Source organism: Amycolatopsis pigmentata (genome assembly GCF_042684065.1).
Lineage (GTDB): Bacteria > Actinomycetota > Actinomycetes > Mycobacteriales > Pseudonocardiaceae > Amycolatopsis_E > Amycolatopsis_E pigmentata.
On the sequence record NZ_JBHUKR010000006.1, the window covers coordinates 424,573 to 439,731 of the forward strand.

Annotated in this window: 14 protein-coding genes and 1 pseudogene; 7 read left to right on the forward strand and 8 right to left on the reverse strand. The window is 67.6% G+C overall.

What is annotated here, in order from left to right; genetic code table 11:
- Nucleotides 1-39 precede the first annotated feature (39 nt).
- Together ACFSXZ_RS09820 and ACFSXZ_RS09825 are read right to left on the reverse strand one after the other, a co-directional pair.
- A complete protein-coding gene (locus tag ACFSXZ_RS09820; RefSeq protein WP_378263572.1) occupies nucleotides 40-1,128 on the reverse strand; it encodes a sensor histidine kinase in 1,089 nt (362 codons plus the stop codon).
- Nucleotides 1,125-1,784 (reverse strand): response regulator transcription factor, encoded by a 660-nt coding sequence (locus ACFSXZ_RS09825; RefSeq protein WP_378263574.1) that lies wholly within the window; start codon nucleotides 1,782-1,784, stop codon nucleotides 1,125-1,127. Before ACFSXZ_RS09825 ends, ACFSXZ_RS09820 begins: the two co-directional genes overlap by 4 nt.
- Before the next feature lie 111 nt (nucleotides 1,785-1,895).
- On the opposite strand from ACFSXZ_RS09825, the pseudogene mptB reads away from it, so the two are divergent.
- A pseudogene (mptB, locus tag ACFSXZ_RS09830) lies at nucleotides 1,896-3,224 on the forward strand (polyprenol phosphomannose-dependent alpha 1,6 mannosyltransferase MptB); the annotation flags it as partial.
- A gap of 99 nt (nucleotides 3,225-3,323) precedes the next feature.
- On the opposite strand, the gene ACFSXZ_RS09835 reads toward mptB, so the two are convergent.
- Nucleotides 3,324-4,253, reverse strand: a complete 930-nt coding sequence (locus ACFSXZ_RS09835; RefSeq protein ID WP_378263576.1) for an NADP-dependent oxidoreductase — start codon at nucleotides 4,251-4,253, stop codon at nucleotides 3,324-3,326.
- Between the two features lie 80 nt (nucleotides 4,254-4,333).
- On the opposite strand from ACFSXZ_RS09835, the gene ACFSXZ_RS09840 reads away from it, so the two are divergent.
- Nucleotides 4,334-4,906, forward strand: a complete 573-nt coding sequence (locus ACFSXZ_RS09840; RefSeq protein ID WP_378263578.1) for a TetR/AcrR family transcriptional regulator — start codon at nucleotides 4,334-4,336, stop codon at nucleotides 4,904-4,906.
- Nucleotides 4,907-4,931: 25 nt separating this feature from the next.
- Here ACFSXZ_RS09840 and ACFSXZ_RS09845 read toward each other — a convergent pair whose 3' ends face one another.
- A complete protein-coding gene (locus ACFSXZ_RS09845) occupies nucleotides 4,932-5,660 on the reverse strand; it encodes an SDR family oxidoreductase (RefSeq protein WP_378263580.1) in 729 nt (242 codons plus the stop codon).
- Between the two features lie 166 nt (nucleotides 5,661-5,826).
- On the opposite strand from ACFSXZ_RS09845, the gene ACFSXZ_RS09850 reads away from it, so the two are divergent.
- The gene (locus tag ACFSXZ_RS09850) at nucleotides 5,827-6,711 is read left to right on the forward strand and encodes a LysR family transcriptional regulator (protein ID WP_378263582.1); all 885 of its coding nucleotides are present in this window, start codon (nucleotides 5,827-5,829) and stop codon (nucleotides 6,709-6,711) included.
- Here the strand turns inward: ACFSXZ_RS09850 and ACFSXZ_RS09855 are convergent, their stop codons facing one another.
- From ACFSXZ_RS09855 to ACFSXZ_RS09870, 4 genes are all read right to left on the reverse strand, one after another.
- Nucleotides 6,712-7,611, reverse strand: a complete 900-nt coding sequence (locus ACFSXZ_RS09855) for an alpha/beta hydrolase (protein WP_378263584.1) — start codon at nucleotides 7,609-7,611, stop codon at nucleotides 6,712-6,714.
- A gap of 104 nt (nucleotides 7,612-7,715) precedes the next feature.
- Nucleotides 7,716-8,894 (reverse strand): amidohydrolase family protein, encoded by a 1,179-nt coding sequence (locus ACFSXZ_RS09860; protein WP_378263586.1) that lies wholly within the window; start codon nucleotides 8,892-8,894, stop codon nucleotides 7,716-7,718.
- Nucleotides 8,895-8,920: 26 nt separating this feature from the next.
- Nucleotides 8,921-10,177 (reverse strand): FAD-dependent oxidoreductase, encoded by a 1,257-nt coding sequence (locus ACFSXZ_RS09865; protein ID WP_378263588.1) that lies wholly within the window; start codon nucleotides 10,175-10,177, stop codon nucleotides 8,921-8,923.
- 17 nt (nucleotides 10,178-10,194) lie between these two features.
- On the reverse strand, nucleotides 10,195-11,214 hold the full coding sequence (locus ACFSXZ_RS09870) for a VOC family protein (RefSeq protein WP_378263590.1): 1,020 nt from the start codon (nucleotides 11,212-11,214) through the stop codon (nucleotides 10,195-10,197).
- A gap of 165 nt (nucleotides 11,215-11,379) precedes the next feature.
- Here ACFSXZ_RS09870 and ACFSXZ_RS09875 point away from each other — a divergent pair, with 165 nt between their 5' ends.
- The 4 genes from ACFSXZ_RS09875 to ACFSXZ_RS09890 all read left to right on the forward strand — a co-directional run bounded on the left by ACFSXZ_RS09875 (nucleotide 11,380) and on the right by ACFSXZ_RS09890 (nucleotide 15,158).
- Nucleotides 11,380-12,300, forward strand: coding sequence for a LysR family transcriptional regulator (locus tag ACFSXZ_RS09875; RefSeq protein ID WP_378263592.1), 921 nt, complete (start codon nucleotides 11,380-11,382; stop codon nucleotides 12,298-12,300).
- Nucleotides 12,301-12,370: 70 nt separating this feature from the next.
- The gene (locus ACFSXZ_RS09880) at nucleotides 12,371-13,378 is read left to right on the forward strand and encodes a fumarylacetoacetate hydrolase family protein (protein WP_378263594.1); all 1,008 of its coding nucleotides are present in this window, start codon (nucleotides 12,371-12,373) and stop codon (nucleotides 13,376-13,378) included.
- Nucleotides 13,375-14,388: an amidohydrolase family protein gene (locus tag ACFSXZ_RS09885; protein WP_378263596.1), complete on the forward strand. Its 1,014-nt coding sequence runs from the start codon at nucleotides 13,375-13,377 to the stop codon at nucleotides 14,386-14,388. The genes ACFSXZ_RS09880 and ACFSXZ_RS09885 overlap by 4 nt, the downstream gene beginning before the upstream one ends.
- Nucleotides 14,385-15,158, forward strand: coding sequence for a cyclase family protein (locus tag ACFSXZ_RS09890; RefSeq protein ID WP_378263598.1), 774 nt, complete (start codon nucleotides 14,385-14,387; stop codon nucleotides 15,156-15,158). Before ACFSXZ_RS09885 ends, ACFSXZ_RS09890 begins: the two co-directional genes overlap by 4 nt.
- The last annotated feature ends 1 nt before the right edge of the window (nucleotide 15,159 follow it).

The following is a 15,159-nucleotide window of genomic DNA, read 5'->3' on the forward strand; positions in this document are numbered from 1 at the left end:
GTTCGCAGGACGAAACTTAGTTCGTCCGCCTGAAGACCACTACTCGTTTTCGGCGCTGCTTTCGGGGCTGATCAGCGGCAGGCTTACGGTCACGCGCAGGCCGCCTTCGTCGCCGGGTGCCGCCGCGGCGGTGCCGCCGTGTGCCGTGGCGATCGATCGGACGATGGACAGTCCCAGCCCCGCGCCGTCACGGTGGTTCGTCCGGTCCGCGGAGAGACGGCGAAAGGGTTCGAACAAGGCCGTGACGGACTCGGCGGGAACCCGCTGACCGGTGTTGTGCACCGAGAACGCGGGCTCGTCGGCGACCACCACCTCGATCCGGCCGCCGGGATCGTTGTATTTGATCGCGTTGTGCACCAGGTTCCCGATCATGCGCTCCAGCAGCACCGGATCTCCGCGCACGGTCCGTGGGGTCAGGTCACGGTGAAGAGTCAGGTCGTGCTCGGCGAGCCGGTCCGCGTACGCGGTGAGCACGGACGCGGCCAGTTCGTCCAGGCGCACGGGAACGGTGCCGGGCAGTCCTCGGTCGGCCTCGGCCAGTACGAGCAGCCCCTCGATCAGCCGCTCGTTGCGCTCGTTGACCACCAGCAACTGCTTGGCCAGCCGGTTGACCTCCGGATCCTTGCCGTCTCCGGTGATCATGGCGACCTCGACCAGTGTTCGCTGCACCGCGAGCGGGGTGCGCAGCTCGTGCGAGGCGTTGGAGGCGAACCGGCGCTGCCCCTCGAATCCGGCCGCCACCCGGTTCAGCATGTCGTTGACGGCGGAGGCGAGGACACGGAGTTCCTCGTCGACGTCGTCCAGCCGCAGGCGCTGGCCCAGGTTCCGCGGTCCGAGTTGGCCGATGGTCGTGGCCATGTCGGGCAACGGCCGCACCGCCCATCTCGCCACCGCGCGGCGCCCCCAGAGGACCAGACCAGTCAGGGTGACGAGCCCGGCCAGCCACCCGACCGCCGGCCAAGGGTTGCCGCAGTAGGTATGTGAGGGGCAGATCTCGTCGGCGACGAACGATCCGAGCACGATCTGAACGCCGGTGACCGCCGGATACGCGAGCACCAGTCCGCACAGCAAGGCGCCGGCCGCCACCAGTTCGACCCGGCCACGCAGGGAGGCTCGCGACCGGGTCAAGTACCGAGCCGGTAGCCCGCGCCAGGAACGGTGAAGATCACCGCCGGATCGCCGAGCTTTCGCCGCAAGGTCATCACCGTCACCCGCACCGTGTTCGTGAACGGGTCGGCGTGTTCGTCCCATGCCTTCTCCAACAGTTCTTCCGGGCTGACCACCCGTCCCTCGGCCCGCATCAGCACCTCGAGCACGGCGAATTCCTTCGGCGACAACGCGAGCGGCCGGCCGTCCCGCGAGGCGAACCGCTTGAGCGGATCGAGCCGTACGCCGGCGCGATCCAGCACCGGCGGCAGCGCGGGGCGCGCGCGCCGGGCCAGGGCGTGCACCCTGGCGACCAACTCGGCGAAGGCGAAGGGTTTGGTGAGGTAGTCGTCCGCGCCGAGGCCGAGCCCGTCCACCCGGTCGCGGATACCGGCCGCCGCGGTGAGCATGATCACCCGGGTCTCGCCGTCGCCTCCCGCGATCTTCCGGCAGACGTCGTCGCCGTGCACGAGGGGCAGGTCCCGGTCGAGCACCACGACGTCGTACCGATGCGTCATGACCCGTTCGAGCGCGCTGTCGCCGTCGTAACAGACATCCACCGCCATGCCCAGGTGCCGCAGCCCCTCGGCGACCGAGTCGGCCAGCAGCTTCTCATCCTCGGCCACGAGTATCCGCATCAGGCTCCCTACCCCGCGCAAACGACCCCCACTATCTATAGCCCGCCGGATAAAGGCGAGTTAAACGTCGCTCTTAGCGGCTGGAAACCAACGTCAAGGTAGACCTTCCGCATGTTCTCGGTCGAGCGGAACATCGTTCACGCCTTTGTTCGATCCCGCCGGTTTTCGCCGATCCGCTGTCTCGGCCGTTTTCGAAACGCGGCTCCGAGAAGTGTGGTACCGCTCGGCTTGGCGGGATCCGCGCTGATCGCGCTCGGCGCGTGGACGGCGACCGCGGTCCTCTACCTCGGAGTCGCTTCGATGCTGTCCGCGTGGGTCCACTTAGGACACGCCGCGTGGACGGGCCGGGCGGATACGCGCGACGTGGTGCGCGCGATCGGCGCGTGGTCCGCGCCGCTGTTGCTCGCTCCGCCGTTGTTCAGCACCGACCTCTACACCTACCTCGCGCAGGGAGCGGTCGCGCACGCGGGACTGGATCCCTACACGAACGTCCCCGCGGAGTTGGCACCCAGCGCGATCACCGGCAAAGCCGCAGGCGGATGGATGTTCGTCCCCTCGCCGTACGGCCCGCTGTTCATCCTCATCATGAAGGGTGTCGTGGGCGTTACGGGTGACAATCCGATCCCGGGAGCACTGTTGACCAGGGCCGTGATCGCCACCGGACTGGTGTTGCTGTGCCGCGCGTCGCCCCGGCTGTGCCGGCATCTCGGGGCGCGACCGGAGTGCGCGCTGTGGATCGGTGTGGCGAACCCGCTGGTCCTGCTGCACCTGGTGGCCGGCGGGCACAACGACCTGTTGATGATCGGACTGCTGACCACGGGCACGGTGCTCGTGCTCGACCGCGCTCCGGTGCGTGGCTTCGCACTGGTCGCGACGGCCGCCGCGGTGAAAGCGCCCGCGGCGGTGGTACTGCCCTTCCTGGTGTCGGTGTGGGCGGCGCACTTGTCGCCGGGAAGTCGTACCACGCCAAGGAATCTCCTCCGCGTGACGGCGGCAGCGGTGGCTGTCGTGGTCACCGTCTTCGGGATGTGGACACTCCTGGCGGGCGTCGGCCTGAGCTGGATCACCGCCCTGGACGGCAACCTGGGCCTCGAACCCTGGCTGTCGTTGCCGACCGCGCTGGGCAAACTCACCGGTGCCGGGCTGAGCACGGTCGCCGACATCGAACCGGCTCGGCTGCTCCCGGAATTCCGGTCGGCAGGCTTGGGGCTGCTCGGTGTGGTGGTTGTCCGGTTGTGGTGGCGTTCCCGGGGAGGTGGTGCCCCCGCCGTCCGCGGCGCGGCGTGGGCATTACTGGTCACGGTCATCCTCGCTCCAGTGGCACTTCCGTGGTATTTCACCTGGCCGTTGGCGCTCGGTGTGGCGGCCACCTGGCCCGCCACCCGCATCGCCTCCGCGGTGGCGACGGCGGTGTGGCTCACGCTGAGTACCCATCCCGACGGGAAGACCCTCCTGCCTCCCTGGGGATTCGGAGCCGCGCTCGTGGCTTCGGCTTTCGTCGGCCTCGCTACTCGGCGGATTCCGGCCGGGGGAGCGGGGTCAGAGCGTGATGACGACCTTGCCGTGGACGTGGCGTCCGGCTTGCAGCGCCACGGCATCGCCGATCTTCTCGAGGGGGAAGCTCGCGGCGATGGGCACGGTGATCTTGCCGGTGACGATCGCCTCGGTGATCCGTTCCATGGTGTCGGGGGCCGCGTCGATGCCGCCGGTCGCGCGTACGCCACCGGGTGGGTTGGGCCCCGCGGCGACGGTGGAGATCCGCTCGGGCGGAACCCCGAGCGCGAGCGCGGTCTCGGCGGTTTCGGTGCCGAACAGGTCGGTTGCCGCCGTGATGCCGTTGGGGGCAACGGCTTGCACCCGGTCGGCTAGTCCGGCGCCGTAGGCGATGGGCTCGGCACCGAACTGGCGCAGGAAGTCGAAAGTGCCCTCCGACGCGGTGCCGATCACCCTGGCGCCGGCGAGTTTGGCGAGCTGCACGGCGAACACGCCCACACCGCCCGCCGCGCCGCCGATCAGGACGGTGTCCCCGGAGCGCAGGCCGATCGCCGCCAGCGCGGCGGCGGCCGTCGCGCCCGCCACCGGAACCGTGGCCGCGACCTCGTCACTGACGCCCTCCGGTGTGTGCCAGAGCGGTTGTTGTCCGTGGACGGGTGTGGTCATCACCACGAAGTCGGCGACGGCCCTGCCCAGCGCGCCGCCGAAGACCCGGTCGCCCACGGCGAAACCCCGCGCGCCGTCGCCGACCTCGTCGACCACGCCGGCGAAGTCGTAGCCGAAGCCGGAGGGCACGGTGACGCCGAACTGCGCGGCGAGTTGGGGCATCGAAGCGATAGCCCAGTCCATCGGGTTGAGGCCGGCGGCCGTGACGCGGACGCGGACCTCGCCTGGGCCGGCGTGCGGCTCGGGGATCTCTCGCAATTCCAGGACTTCGGGGCCGCCGAAGGTTTCGTAGATGACGGTTCGGCTCACGGGGGCCTCCACAGCAAGTGACGGGACTTTGTCTTGTCACCATACACGGGTGACGGGACTTGGTGCCGTATGCTGTCCGCATGGCGCGATGGGAACCCAATGCCTCGGAGCGACTCGCCGTCGCCGCGCTGGAGCTGTTCGCCGAGCGGGGCTACGAGAACACGACGGTGGTCGAGATCGCCGAGCGTGCCGGGTTGACCAAGAGCACCTTCTTCCGGCATTTCCCGGACAAGCGCGAGGTTCTCTTCGGCGGCGACACGATGAGCAACCTGGTCGACAAGGGGATCGCCGCCGCGCCGGACGGAGCCACTCCGCTGGAGGCGGTGGCTCATGCCCTGGACACGATCGGGAGGGAAGCGTTCAGGGCCGACCGTCGCGAGTTCGGCGCCCGGAGGCGGGCGGTGATCGCGGCCAACCCCGAACTGCGGGAGCGCGAGGCATTGAAGGGCCTGCGGCTCATCGACTCGATGATCGAGGCGCTCACACGCCGTGGCGTCCCGGCGTTGGCCGCGTCCGTGGCTGCCGAGCTGGGCGCGCTCGCCTGGAGCATCGCCTACGAGCGCTGGAGCGACCCGGCCAACCACGAGGAGTTCGGTGACCTCGCAAGCCGGACACTCGACGAAGTACGCGCGACGACCGCCTCGCTCGCCTGAGGAAATCGCTCTCGGAAAGCGAAGCTCAGAGCTGGGAGCCGCCGCCGTCCACGGGAAGTTCGGCGCCGGTGGTGTAAGTGGCGTCGAAGGCGAGGAACGCGACCGCTTTCGCGACCTCGCCGGGGTCGCCGAATCGTGACAGGGGAATCATTTCCGGCTTGATCTGCCCGGCTCCTTCCCTGGGTATCTCGGTAATTCCGGTATCGATCGGACCGGGACTGACCGCGTTCACACGGATGTTCCGCGGGAGCAGTTCACGGGCCATACTCCGGGCCATCGAGCGCAGTGCCGCTTTGCTGGCCGCGTAAGCGCCGAGCAGCGGAAGGCCGATCACGTTGACGACCGAGGTGGTGAGCACGACGCCACTACCCTCGGCCAGTAGCGGGGCGAGTTTCTGCACCGTGAAAAAGGCGCCCTTGGCGTTGATCGTCAGCAACTCGTCGTACACCCGCTCGGACATCGACTCGAAGGGCACGAACCGGCTCACGCCGGCATTGACGAACAAGGCGTGCAGCACACCGAATTCTTCCCCCGACCGCTGGGCGAGAAGATCCAGATCGGAAAGCGAAGCCACGTCACAGCGGACGGCCACGGCGTTTTCCCCAAGCCGCTCGCGAGCCGAATCGAGCTTGGCCTGGTCGCGACCGGTGATCAGTACGCGAGCGCCACCGTCCACCAGTAGTTTCGCGGTGGCGAAGCCGATACCACTGCTACCCCCCGTGACCACAACGTTCTTTCCGTCGAAACTGCTCATTCGGACGTTCCTGCTCTCTTTCCGGCGATTCACGATCGGTTCTGCCGCCGGCGTAGTTCGGTGCCGGCGCGGACAATCCCGAGTCAAGAACAATCCAAGGCAGGTGTCCAAGACCTGTACCGTATCTCGCCATACCGGACACGCATGACGCGTAGAGTCGGCGCACATGGACCTCGACTTGCGGCTGGTGCGGTACTTCACGGTCGTCGCGGAGCACCGGAACTTCGGCCGCGCCGCCAGCGCCTTGCATCTGGCCCAGCCATCGCTCAGCCGCCAGATCCAGCGTCTGGAGGACCAGTTGGGCGTGCGCCTGTTCGACCGCGGTCCCCAGGGCAGCCGGCTCACCGAAGCGGGCCGGGCGTTCCTGCCGGAAGCGCGGGCACTGCTGCACACGGCACACAGGGCGAGGATCACCGCGCGTGCGGCCGCGCCTCCGCGGGAGATCACGATCGGGTACGTCGCGGACCTGGTCATCGCGCCGGCAGTGCGAGAACTGCGCCGCCGTCACCCTGACGCCCGGGTCCGCGCCCGCCATTTGACCTGGCAGGGCGCGCATGCCCTGCTTGAGCGCCGAGTGGACGCCCTCGTCACTCGGACGCCGTTGCCGTTTCCGGCGGACCAATTGCGCATGACGGTTCTCTACGCGGAATCGCGGGTGCTCGTCATACCGGCGTCGCATCGGTTGGCGGGCAAGGAATCCGTCGACCTCGACGACCTTGCCGACGACGAACTCGTCCCCTGCGGCGGCTCGCCCACGATCTGGGGAACGTCCCGGCGCCTCGATCCGGACCCGGACCCCCGCCCGATACCGGCGGGGCCCGGTATCGATGACAGCTTCGAGGACAAGCTCGAACTCGTCGCCGAGGGTTACGCGATCGCCATTCTGCCGGTCGGCGACCGCCGGAGCACTCTCCGCGCGGACCTCGCGACCGTACCCGTCACCGGGATCGATCCGTGCCAGGTCGTGCTGGCCACCCGCGCGAGCGACCATAACCCCCTGGTCGACGCCTTCGGCGAGGTGGCCCGGACCCATCTCACCGAAGCACCCTGATCACCGGGTGCGGACGCGCTGGCGGAGGAAGAAGGCCGCGCGATCCAACGCCTCGTCGGCCTCGTCGAGGACGCCCGCGAACGCCTGGAACACGTGCGGTACGCCGGCGGTGACGTCCAGGATGACGTCGACTCCGGCGGCCCTCGCCCGCCCGGCCATGCGCGTGGCGTCGTCCAGGACGATTTCGTTGGTACCGACCTGCAGGAGCATGGGCGGCAGGCCGGTCGGATCGGCGAGGACGGCCGGGCTGAGCAAGGGCTGGCGCGGATCCTGACCCGCCAGGTACAGGGAGCCGGTGTGCCGTATGCCCTCGGGCGTCAGCAACGGATCGACGTCCGCCTTGGTGATCATGCTCTCGCCGGTCCGCGTCATGTCGAGCCCGGGAGAGAACGCCACGATCGCGGCCGGCATGGGCAGGCCCGCGTCGCGGGCGGCGAGGCAGGTGGTCACGGTCAGCCCGCCGCCGGCCGAGTCCCCGGCGAACGCGATCGCCGCCGGGTCTTCCCCGCCATCGAGCAGTTCGCGGTAGGCGCTCAGCGCGTCCTCGATCGCGGCCGGGAAGGGGTGTTCGGGGGCCAGCCGGTAGTCCAGTGAGAAAGCCTTGAACCCGGTCTTGACCACGAGGTTGCCGGTCACCGGCATGGCTGTGGCGGGCGAGCCGAAGACGTAGGCACCGCCGTGGAAGTACAGAATCGTCCCGGGGTTCGCGGCTTCGATGGGTTCGACGAGTACTGCGGGGCGTTCGCCCAGCGTGGCGCTCCCGGTGCGGATCGCTTCCGGCACGATCATCGTGGCCATCATGGCCTCGAATCCGGCGCGGATCTCCTCCACCGACCGAGGCCCCTCGGGTCGCGGCTGCCGCAACATCGCGTCGATCTTCGCGCGTTGCTCCCTGCTCATCGTCGTCTCCTTCGGACTTCCTGGTGCCACCTGATGATGCGTACGATTGTACGCTAGAGGCATACAGTCGTACGCATCACCGTGAGCTGTCGTGTGACCGCGAGTCACCTCGGCTTGAGCTGCGGGACGCGTGCGCGAAGCCTCGGCAGCTGGGCGAGCGCGTTCGTCCGCTCGAGCGCGATCCGCTCGTGTGGCGTGTAGACATCGTCGACGGGAGGCTCGGGGTCCGCCGCCGCGGGAAGCGGCAGTTTTCCTTCGAGGAACGGCATCTTCTGGGCGTTGTCGGCCGCGAACAGGTTGTGGACCGGCGGCCAGTCGCTGCCGAACATGATGTGGTCGGCGGGGACGAGTGACTTCAAGGGCTCCAACTGGGCGCTGGTGAATGCCTGCGCGTCGTCGAAGTAGAGCCGGGAAATGTAGGTGAGCGGGCCTTCCGGCAGTACGTCGTTGAACGGCGTGTAGAACGCGTGCAGCGTCGCGAGACGGTAAGCGAGGAAGGGCAGGGTCCCGCCACAGTGGACGAAGTGCCAGCGGATGGCCGGGTAGTCACGGATGACACCGTTGTAGATCAGGCTGGTGATCGTGCGGGTCGAATCCCAGGTGTATTCGAAGACGAAGTTCTGCGACGGAATGTTCGGGCCGTACTGGAGACCGGGTGCCGGGTTGACCGCCGGACCGGTCGGATGGACGAAGACGTAGGCGCCATGGTCGTCGAGGACCTGATAAAGGGGTTTGAACGCCGGATCTCCCAGGTAGGATCCCTGGTAGTTGGTGAGAAGGCAGATCCCGTCGAGCCGGAGATCGTCCAGCGCACGGTCCACTTCGGACACCGCGCCTTCGACGTCCGGCATCGGGGTGACCGCGAAGATCCCGAACCGGTCCCCCCGGGTCCGCACGAGTTCGTGGCCGTAGTCGTTGGACAGGCGGGCGACGGCCCGGCGGTCCGCCACCGTGCCCAGCGCGACCTGGGGGTCGCCGAAGGACAGGACGCTCGCCTGGATGTGGTACTGGTCCATGAAGGCCAGATGGGCGTCGACCGACCAGGGCCCCACCACGGACACAGTGCCGGCGAGCCGGCCGACGCGGTCCAGGTAGGCGTAGTACTCGTCGGGATAATAATGCGCGTGAGTGTCGATGCGCCAGTTTTCCTTCGGTAGCCCGTGAGCGGGCGGTGGCGCGGCGTTCGCGGAAGCCGGCAACGCGTTCCCCACCGTGAGAAGAGCCGCGCCCGAGGCGGCTCCGGCCAGCACTCTCCGACGGGAAAGGTCCGGTCTCTCGTCCATTTCCGTGGTCTCCTCTTCTCCGGTGGTCACCGGCTCTGCCGCTCGGCTTCCAGAATCGCCTTCAGCAGCGACTGGCCGTCCTTGGTGTAGCCGTCGCTGATCTGCTTGTCGGGGATACCGGTGTGGTTCATCATGAAGTCGCGGAATTTACGCAAGGGCTTCGGCCATTCGTGGAACACCTTGCCGAGCAGCCGCGCGAAGGCGGTCATCTTGTTGGTGTACTCGAGCCGTTGTTCCTCGTATTTCCCGAGTCCGGCCGCCAGTTCGGACGGGTCGGACAGGTTTGCTCCCGCGAGGTACCGGCCGAGGAAGAACCCGTCCTCGATCGCCATTCCGGCTCCGTAGCCCGCGTAAGGCGAAGTGGGATGGCATGCGTCACCGAGCAGGGTGACCCGGCCCTGGGTCCAGGTCTTCAACGGGTCCCGGTACTTCACCACCCACCGGAACAGGGCATGGTCGGGATCCGTCGCGCCCACGATGTCCATCACCGGACTTTCGAAGTCGGAGATCCGTTCCTTGATATAGCTCAGCGGGTCTTCCGGGGCTTGCTGAGTGGGGGTGCACGGCTCGACGAACCACCACTCGAAGCAGTCCTTGTCGCGGTACCGAAGTGGTGCGTACCCGAGTTGGTAAAGGTCGCTGTGCCGAAGCACCATTTCATCCCGCGACGGACCGTCGATTTCGCACCAGCCGAGATACACCGCGATACCCAGATGCTTCGCCTCGCCACCACCGAACATCTGCAGGCGGGCCCGGGAATCTATGCCGTCGGCGCCGATGAGCAGATCGGCACGGTAGCTCGCGCCGTTCGCGAAATGCAGGACGACCTCGTCCCCGGCATCGGAGAAACGGGTGAACTCGTGGCCCGTGACGATCATGCCGTCGGGCACGACGGTGAGCATGCGATCGTAGACTTCCGAGCGCATCATGCCGGAGATCCACCCCGGCACCCGGGCCTTGTCGAGCAGTTCCTGTTCCGTCCGCCACAACACCCGCTGCACACCGTCGTGGCTTTTGAACCGTGCCACGCTCGCGGTGTAGATGTCGTCGACCGCGATGCCGTAACCGCGCAGGATATGGATGCCGATGGCGTTGAGCAGAATCGCCCCGCCGACCCCCGCGACCGAGTCGTGCCGTTCGAAGATCTTGACGTCGAAACCCGCCTGGCGCAGCGCGATGCCCGCGGAAAGGCCGCCAGGCCCGGCGCCGACGATCGCGACGCGTTTCCCGCGGAGTGCCGGGTTCGGCGACGGGGTCTTGTTGGTGTAGCCGGTGAACGTCATTGTCCGGTTCCTGCTTCCTACGGTTTCTTGGTGCCGGCCCAGGGGTTTGCCAGCGCGTCACGCATGGCGGGAGGCGCGCCGTCCTCGGTCGCGGTGAGGCCGGCTGCGGCGGGGAACGCCTCCATCATCGAGTCGGGCATGTCCCAGTTGCGGTAGAAGTTGTTCGAGCCCTGCGAGGGAACCCAGGTCCGCGGGTTCCAGTCCGGGACATAGTTGCGGTATCCGCCGGAGTTGAGTTCGACCCGCAACGTGCTCGGCTCCCGGAAGTACAGGTAGGACTGCTCGCCGATGCCGTGGATCGACGGGCCGTACTCGATGGGGGTCCCGTTCTCGACCAGGACGTCCGCGGCACGGATCAGGTCTTCGGGATGGTCTGACCAGAAGGCGATGTGGTGCACCCGCCCCGGCGTCGGGGAAGTGTCGAGCACGATCCCGAGGTCATGGGACTTCTCGTTGGTGGTGAGGACGGAGAACACCGTCACGGGTGCTTCTTCCAGGTCGGTGTAGGCCATGACCCGGAACCCGAGGACATCGGAGTACCAGCCGGCGAAACCGCGCACGTCCGAGGCCGCGATGGTGATGTGGTCGAGGAAACGCGGCGCCGCGGCGTGGCTGCTGCGCCGTTCCGGCCGGTCGGGATAGGTGGATTCGAAGCCCGGTTCGGCCTGGTAATCGGTCACGTCCCAGACGAGGCTCATCCGATGACCGTAGGGACCCACGAAGCTGTAGGTACGGCCCTGCGCCTGCTCGTCCGTGCGCCATTCGCCGGCGACGCCTGCTTCTTCGACGCGGCGGGCGAGTTCGTCGAGCGCGGCGTCGTCCGCGGTGCGCCACGTCATGTTCGCAAGGCCGGGCTCGGCGCCCGGCGCGATGACCACGCTGTGGCGGTAGTAGTCGCCCCAGCACCGCAGGTACACCTTCTCGCCGACGCGGTCGACCACGCGCAGACCGAACTTCCGTTCGTAGAAGGCGGTGGAGGCGGCCACGTCGGGGCTGGTGATTTCCAGCGAAATGAGGTGGCCCAGCAGGTTGGTCATGTTCTGACGTCTCCGTTCGGCATTTCGTGGGGCATTGTTAATGAGGTCGGCGGGACTGGCAGGTTCGGCCGTAACAGAGCCGGGTGGACACCGCTGACGAGAAGTTAAGCGGGTTGTGGCAGCACCGGAAACGATTAGTATCGATCGCCTGTATCACGATCATCGATGGGAACCCCGGCCATGGCGCTCAGCGGAATCGACCTCAACCTGCTGGTGGCGCTCGACGCCCTGCTTGCCGAGTGCAACGTGACCCGTGCCGCGGAGCGCACCTCGGTGGGACAGCCGGCGATGAGCGCGTCGCTGGCGCGCCTGCGCAAACACTTCGGCGATCCGTTGCTGGTCAAACAGGGCCGCGGGATGGTGGCCACGCCGCTGGCGGCGTCGCTGGTTCAGCCGGTGCGCGACGCCATCGTCGCGGTCGAGGCCGTCATGGGATCCCGGGCCACCTTCGATCCGTCCACGGATCATCGTTCGTTCACCGTCGTGGCCAGCGATTACGTCGGTCTGGTGCTGCTGCGCCCGCTGTTCGCCAGACTCGCCGTGGAGGCGCCCGGTGTGCGGGTCAACATCGTGCCGGTGGCGCCGGACTTCGCCGATCAGTTGCGACGGGGCCAGGTCGACATGCTGATCATGCCGACCGCGGTGGTGGGGGAGCAGCCCTTTCCGCACACCCGGCTCTTCAGCGAGCGGTTCCTGCTGGCCTGCGACCGCGACAACCCCGAGGTGGGCGAGCGCGTCACGCCCGAGGACTTCCGCAAGCTGCATTACCTGTCCTACAGCATCGGGCCGTTGCAGTCGCTCGCCGAAATCGAAATGGCGGAGTCCGGGATCGAGTTCAGTATCGAGGTGCGCACCCAGAGCTTCATGATCACCCCGTTCCTGCTCGCCGGCACGAGGCTGGTGAGTCTGGTCCAGGAGCGGCTCGGCCGCAGTATCGCCGACTACACCGGGATCAGGATGATGGAACCGCCCGTTCCGCTGCGTCCCGTCGTGGAAGCCATGTACTGGAACGCGCGCCACACCGAGGACCCCGCCCACCGGTGGCTCCGGTCACGTATCACCCAACTCGCCGCTCACCTGGCCTGAGCATCGAGGTCGTCGATGGGCCGCATTGACATGAACCATTTCCGGGCGGGAAGGAGCGGGCCTTAGCGTCATGACCCGGCCGCCGTCGGAGCGGCACGGGAAAGATATCGAGGACCTCATCGTGGATTTCTCCGCAGAGCCACCCTTCGCACTCGGCCGGTTCAGCCGGGACGGGCAGCGGCCCTTCGACGGCCTCAGCCTTCGCGGTCGCGTAGTGCCGCTTCAGGACACACCGGCCGCGGGGCTCGCGATGTTCGACGACTGGGACCGACTGGTCGACACCCTGTCGAACTGGTCGGAGGACCACGGCGAAGACGGCGTGCCCGTCGACGAACTCCATACCCACGCGCCGGTCGTACCGGGCGGACTTTTCTGCAGTGGCGCCAACTATCGCGAGCACGTGATCGAACTGGTCGTCGCCCAGCAGATCGAACAACAGCCCGGCGAAGACAAGGAAACGCTGCGCTCGCGCGCGGCGGCGGCCATGGACGAACGCGCCGCGCAGGGCAGGCCGTATGCCTTCGTCGGACTCCCGTCCGCGATTTGCGGGCCCTACGACGACGTCATCCTGCCCGAGTACGGGACCCAGCACGACTGGGAGGTCGAACTCGGTGTCGTGATCGGACGGACCGGCCGTCATGTGCCGCGTGACAGGGCGTTCGACCACGTCGCCGGATACACCATCGTCAACGACATCACCGCCCGTGATCTGGTCTTCCGGCCCGACATTCCCGGCATCGGCAGTGACTGGCTGGCGAGCAAGAACGCCCCCACCTTCTTTCCCACCGGGCCGTACGTCGTCCCCGCGGCTTTCGTCGACCCCGCCGACCTCGGCCTGGTCCTCCGGCTCAACGGCGAGGTCATGCAAAACGGCCGGACCAGCGACATGATTTTCGATGTCGCACGACTCATCGAATACGTTTCCACGTTCACCGAGCTGCGCCCCGGTGATCTGCTCATCACCGGCAGCCCCGCGGGAAACGGCGCGCACCACGGCCGGTACCTCCAGCCGGGAGATCTGCTCGAGAGTGAGATCACCGGGCTGGGCACGCAACGAAACCGGTGCGTCGCCGGATGACACCGATCATCGACATCCACGCCCACGCCCTGATCCCCGAAGTCACGCACCTGGTCGACGGCCACGCCGGGTTCGCCGCCGAACAGGACGAGCAACGACGGCAGTTCGGAGCCGAATCGCTGGAGATCAACGCACGACGGTTCCGCGAGGACTGGCTCGGTCCGTTGACCGACACGGACCTCCGGCTTTCCCTGATGGACGAGTCGGGAGTGGACATTCAGGTCGTCAGCATTTCGCCCACCCAGTATCACTACTGGGCCGATACCGCGCTCGCGCGCGACATCGTCGCCACCGCGAACGCCGGGCTCGCCGCGGTGATCGACCGCGCGCCGGGCAGGCTGGCCGGACTGGCGACCGTGTCGCTCCAGCATCCCGGTCTGGCGGCCGAACAACTGGAGTATGCCGTCACCGTGCTGGGCATGCGCGGCGTGCAGATCGGCAGCGCCGCCGGCGACCACGAATTCTCGCATCCGGCACTGGATGATTTCTGGGCCACCGCCGCACGGCTCGGCGCCCTGGTGTTCGTGCATCCCTGGGGTCGCGGTCCCGACGGCCGCCTGTCCTCGTTCTATCTCGGCAACATCATCGGCCAGCCCCTGGAAACCACGATCGCCTTGGCACACCTCGTTTTCGGCGGAGTACTGGACCGGCATCCCGGGCTCCGGGTCTGCGGAGCCCACGGAGGCGGGTACCTCCCTCACTACCTGGGCCGGGCCGACCACGCCTACCAGGCGCGGCCGGAAAGCCGGACCATGAGCCGTCCGCCCAGCGAATACCTCGACCGGTTCTATTTCGATTCGCTGGTCTACACCGAAGACGCCCTGCGACACTTGGTAGCCGTGGCAGGGGCGGACCGGGTGCTGCTCGGCAGTGACTACCCGTTCGACATGGGGGTCAGGGATCCGGTGGCGAAGCTGGCGGCACTCGCCCCGGTCGCGCGTGCCGCCATAGCGGGTGGCAATGTCGTGGCGCTGCTGGCGCCCCAGTCTGTCGGAGGTATGGACCAATGACCAGGATTGTCGATATCTCGGTTCCCTTGCGGGCGGGCATCGCTTCGGACCCGCCCGGTCATCTGCCCGAAATCGACTACTACGACCACGCGGACACGGCGGAAGACGTCGTCGCGTTCTTCCCCGGTGCGAGCGTCGACGACCTGCCCGATCGTGAAGGATGGGCGATCGAACGGGTGCGGATCACCACCCACAACGGCACGCATCTCGACGCGCCCTATCACTACTCGAGCGTCATGGACGGCGGTGCGCCGGCCATCACGATCGACGAGGTGCCGCTCGAATGGTGCCTGCGGCCGGCCGTGAAACTCGATTTCCGGCACTTCGACGACGGTTACGTGGTGACCGCCGCCGATGTCGAGTCCGAGTTGGCACGCATCGGACACCGGTTGCGCCCACTCGAGATCGTCGTCGTCAACACCGCCGCCGGCGCGCGTTACGGCCTCGACGACTACGTCACCTCTGGTTGCGGCATCGGCCGAGAAGCGACTCTCTATCTGCTGGAACGCGGCGTCCGGCTCACCGGCACCGACGCGTGGAGCTGGGACGCGCCTTTCGTCCACACCGCGGCCCGGTTCGCGCGGGATGGTGATCCCTCCGTCATCTGGGAGGGACATCGCGCCGGACGGGAGATCGGCTACTGCCATCTGGAAAAGCTGCACAATCTCGAATCCTTGCCCGCCGACGGTTTCCGCATCGCCTGTTTCCCGGTGAAGATCCACGCCGCCTCGGCGGGCTGGACCCGTGCCGTCGCCATTTTCGACGAATGAG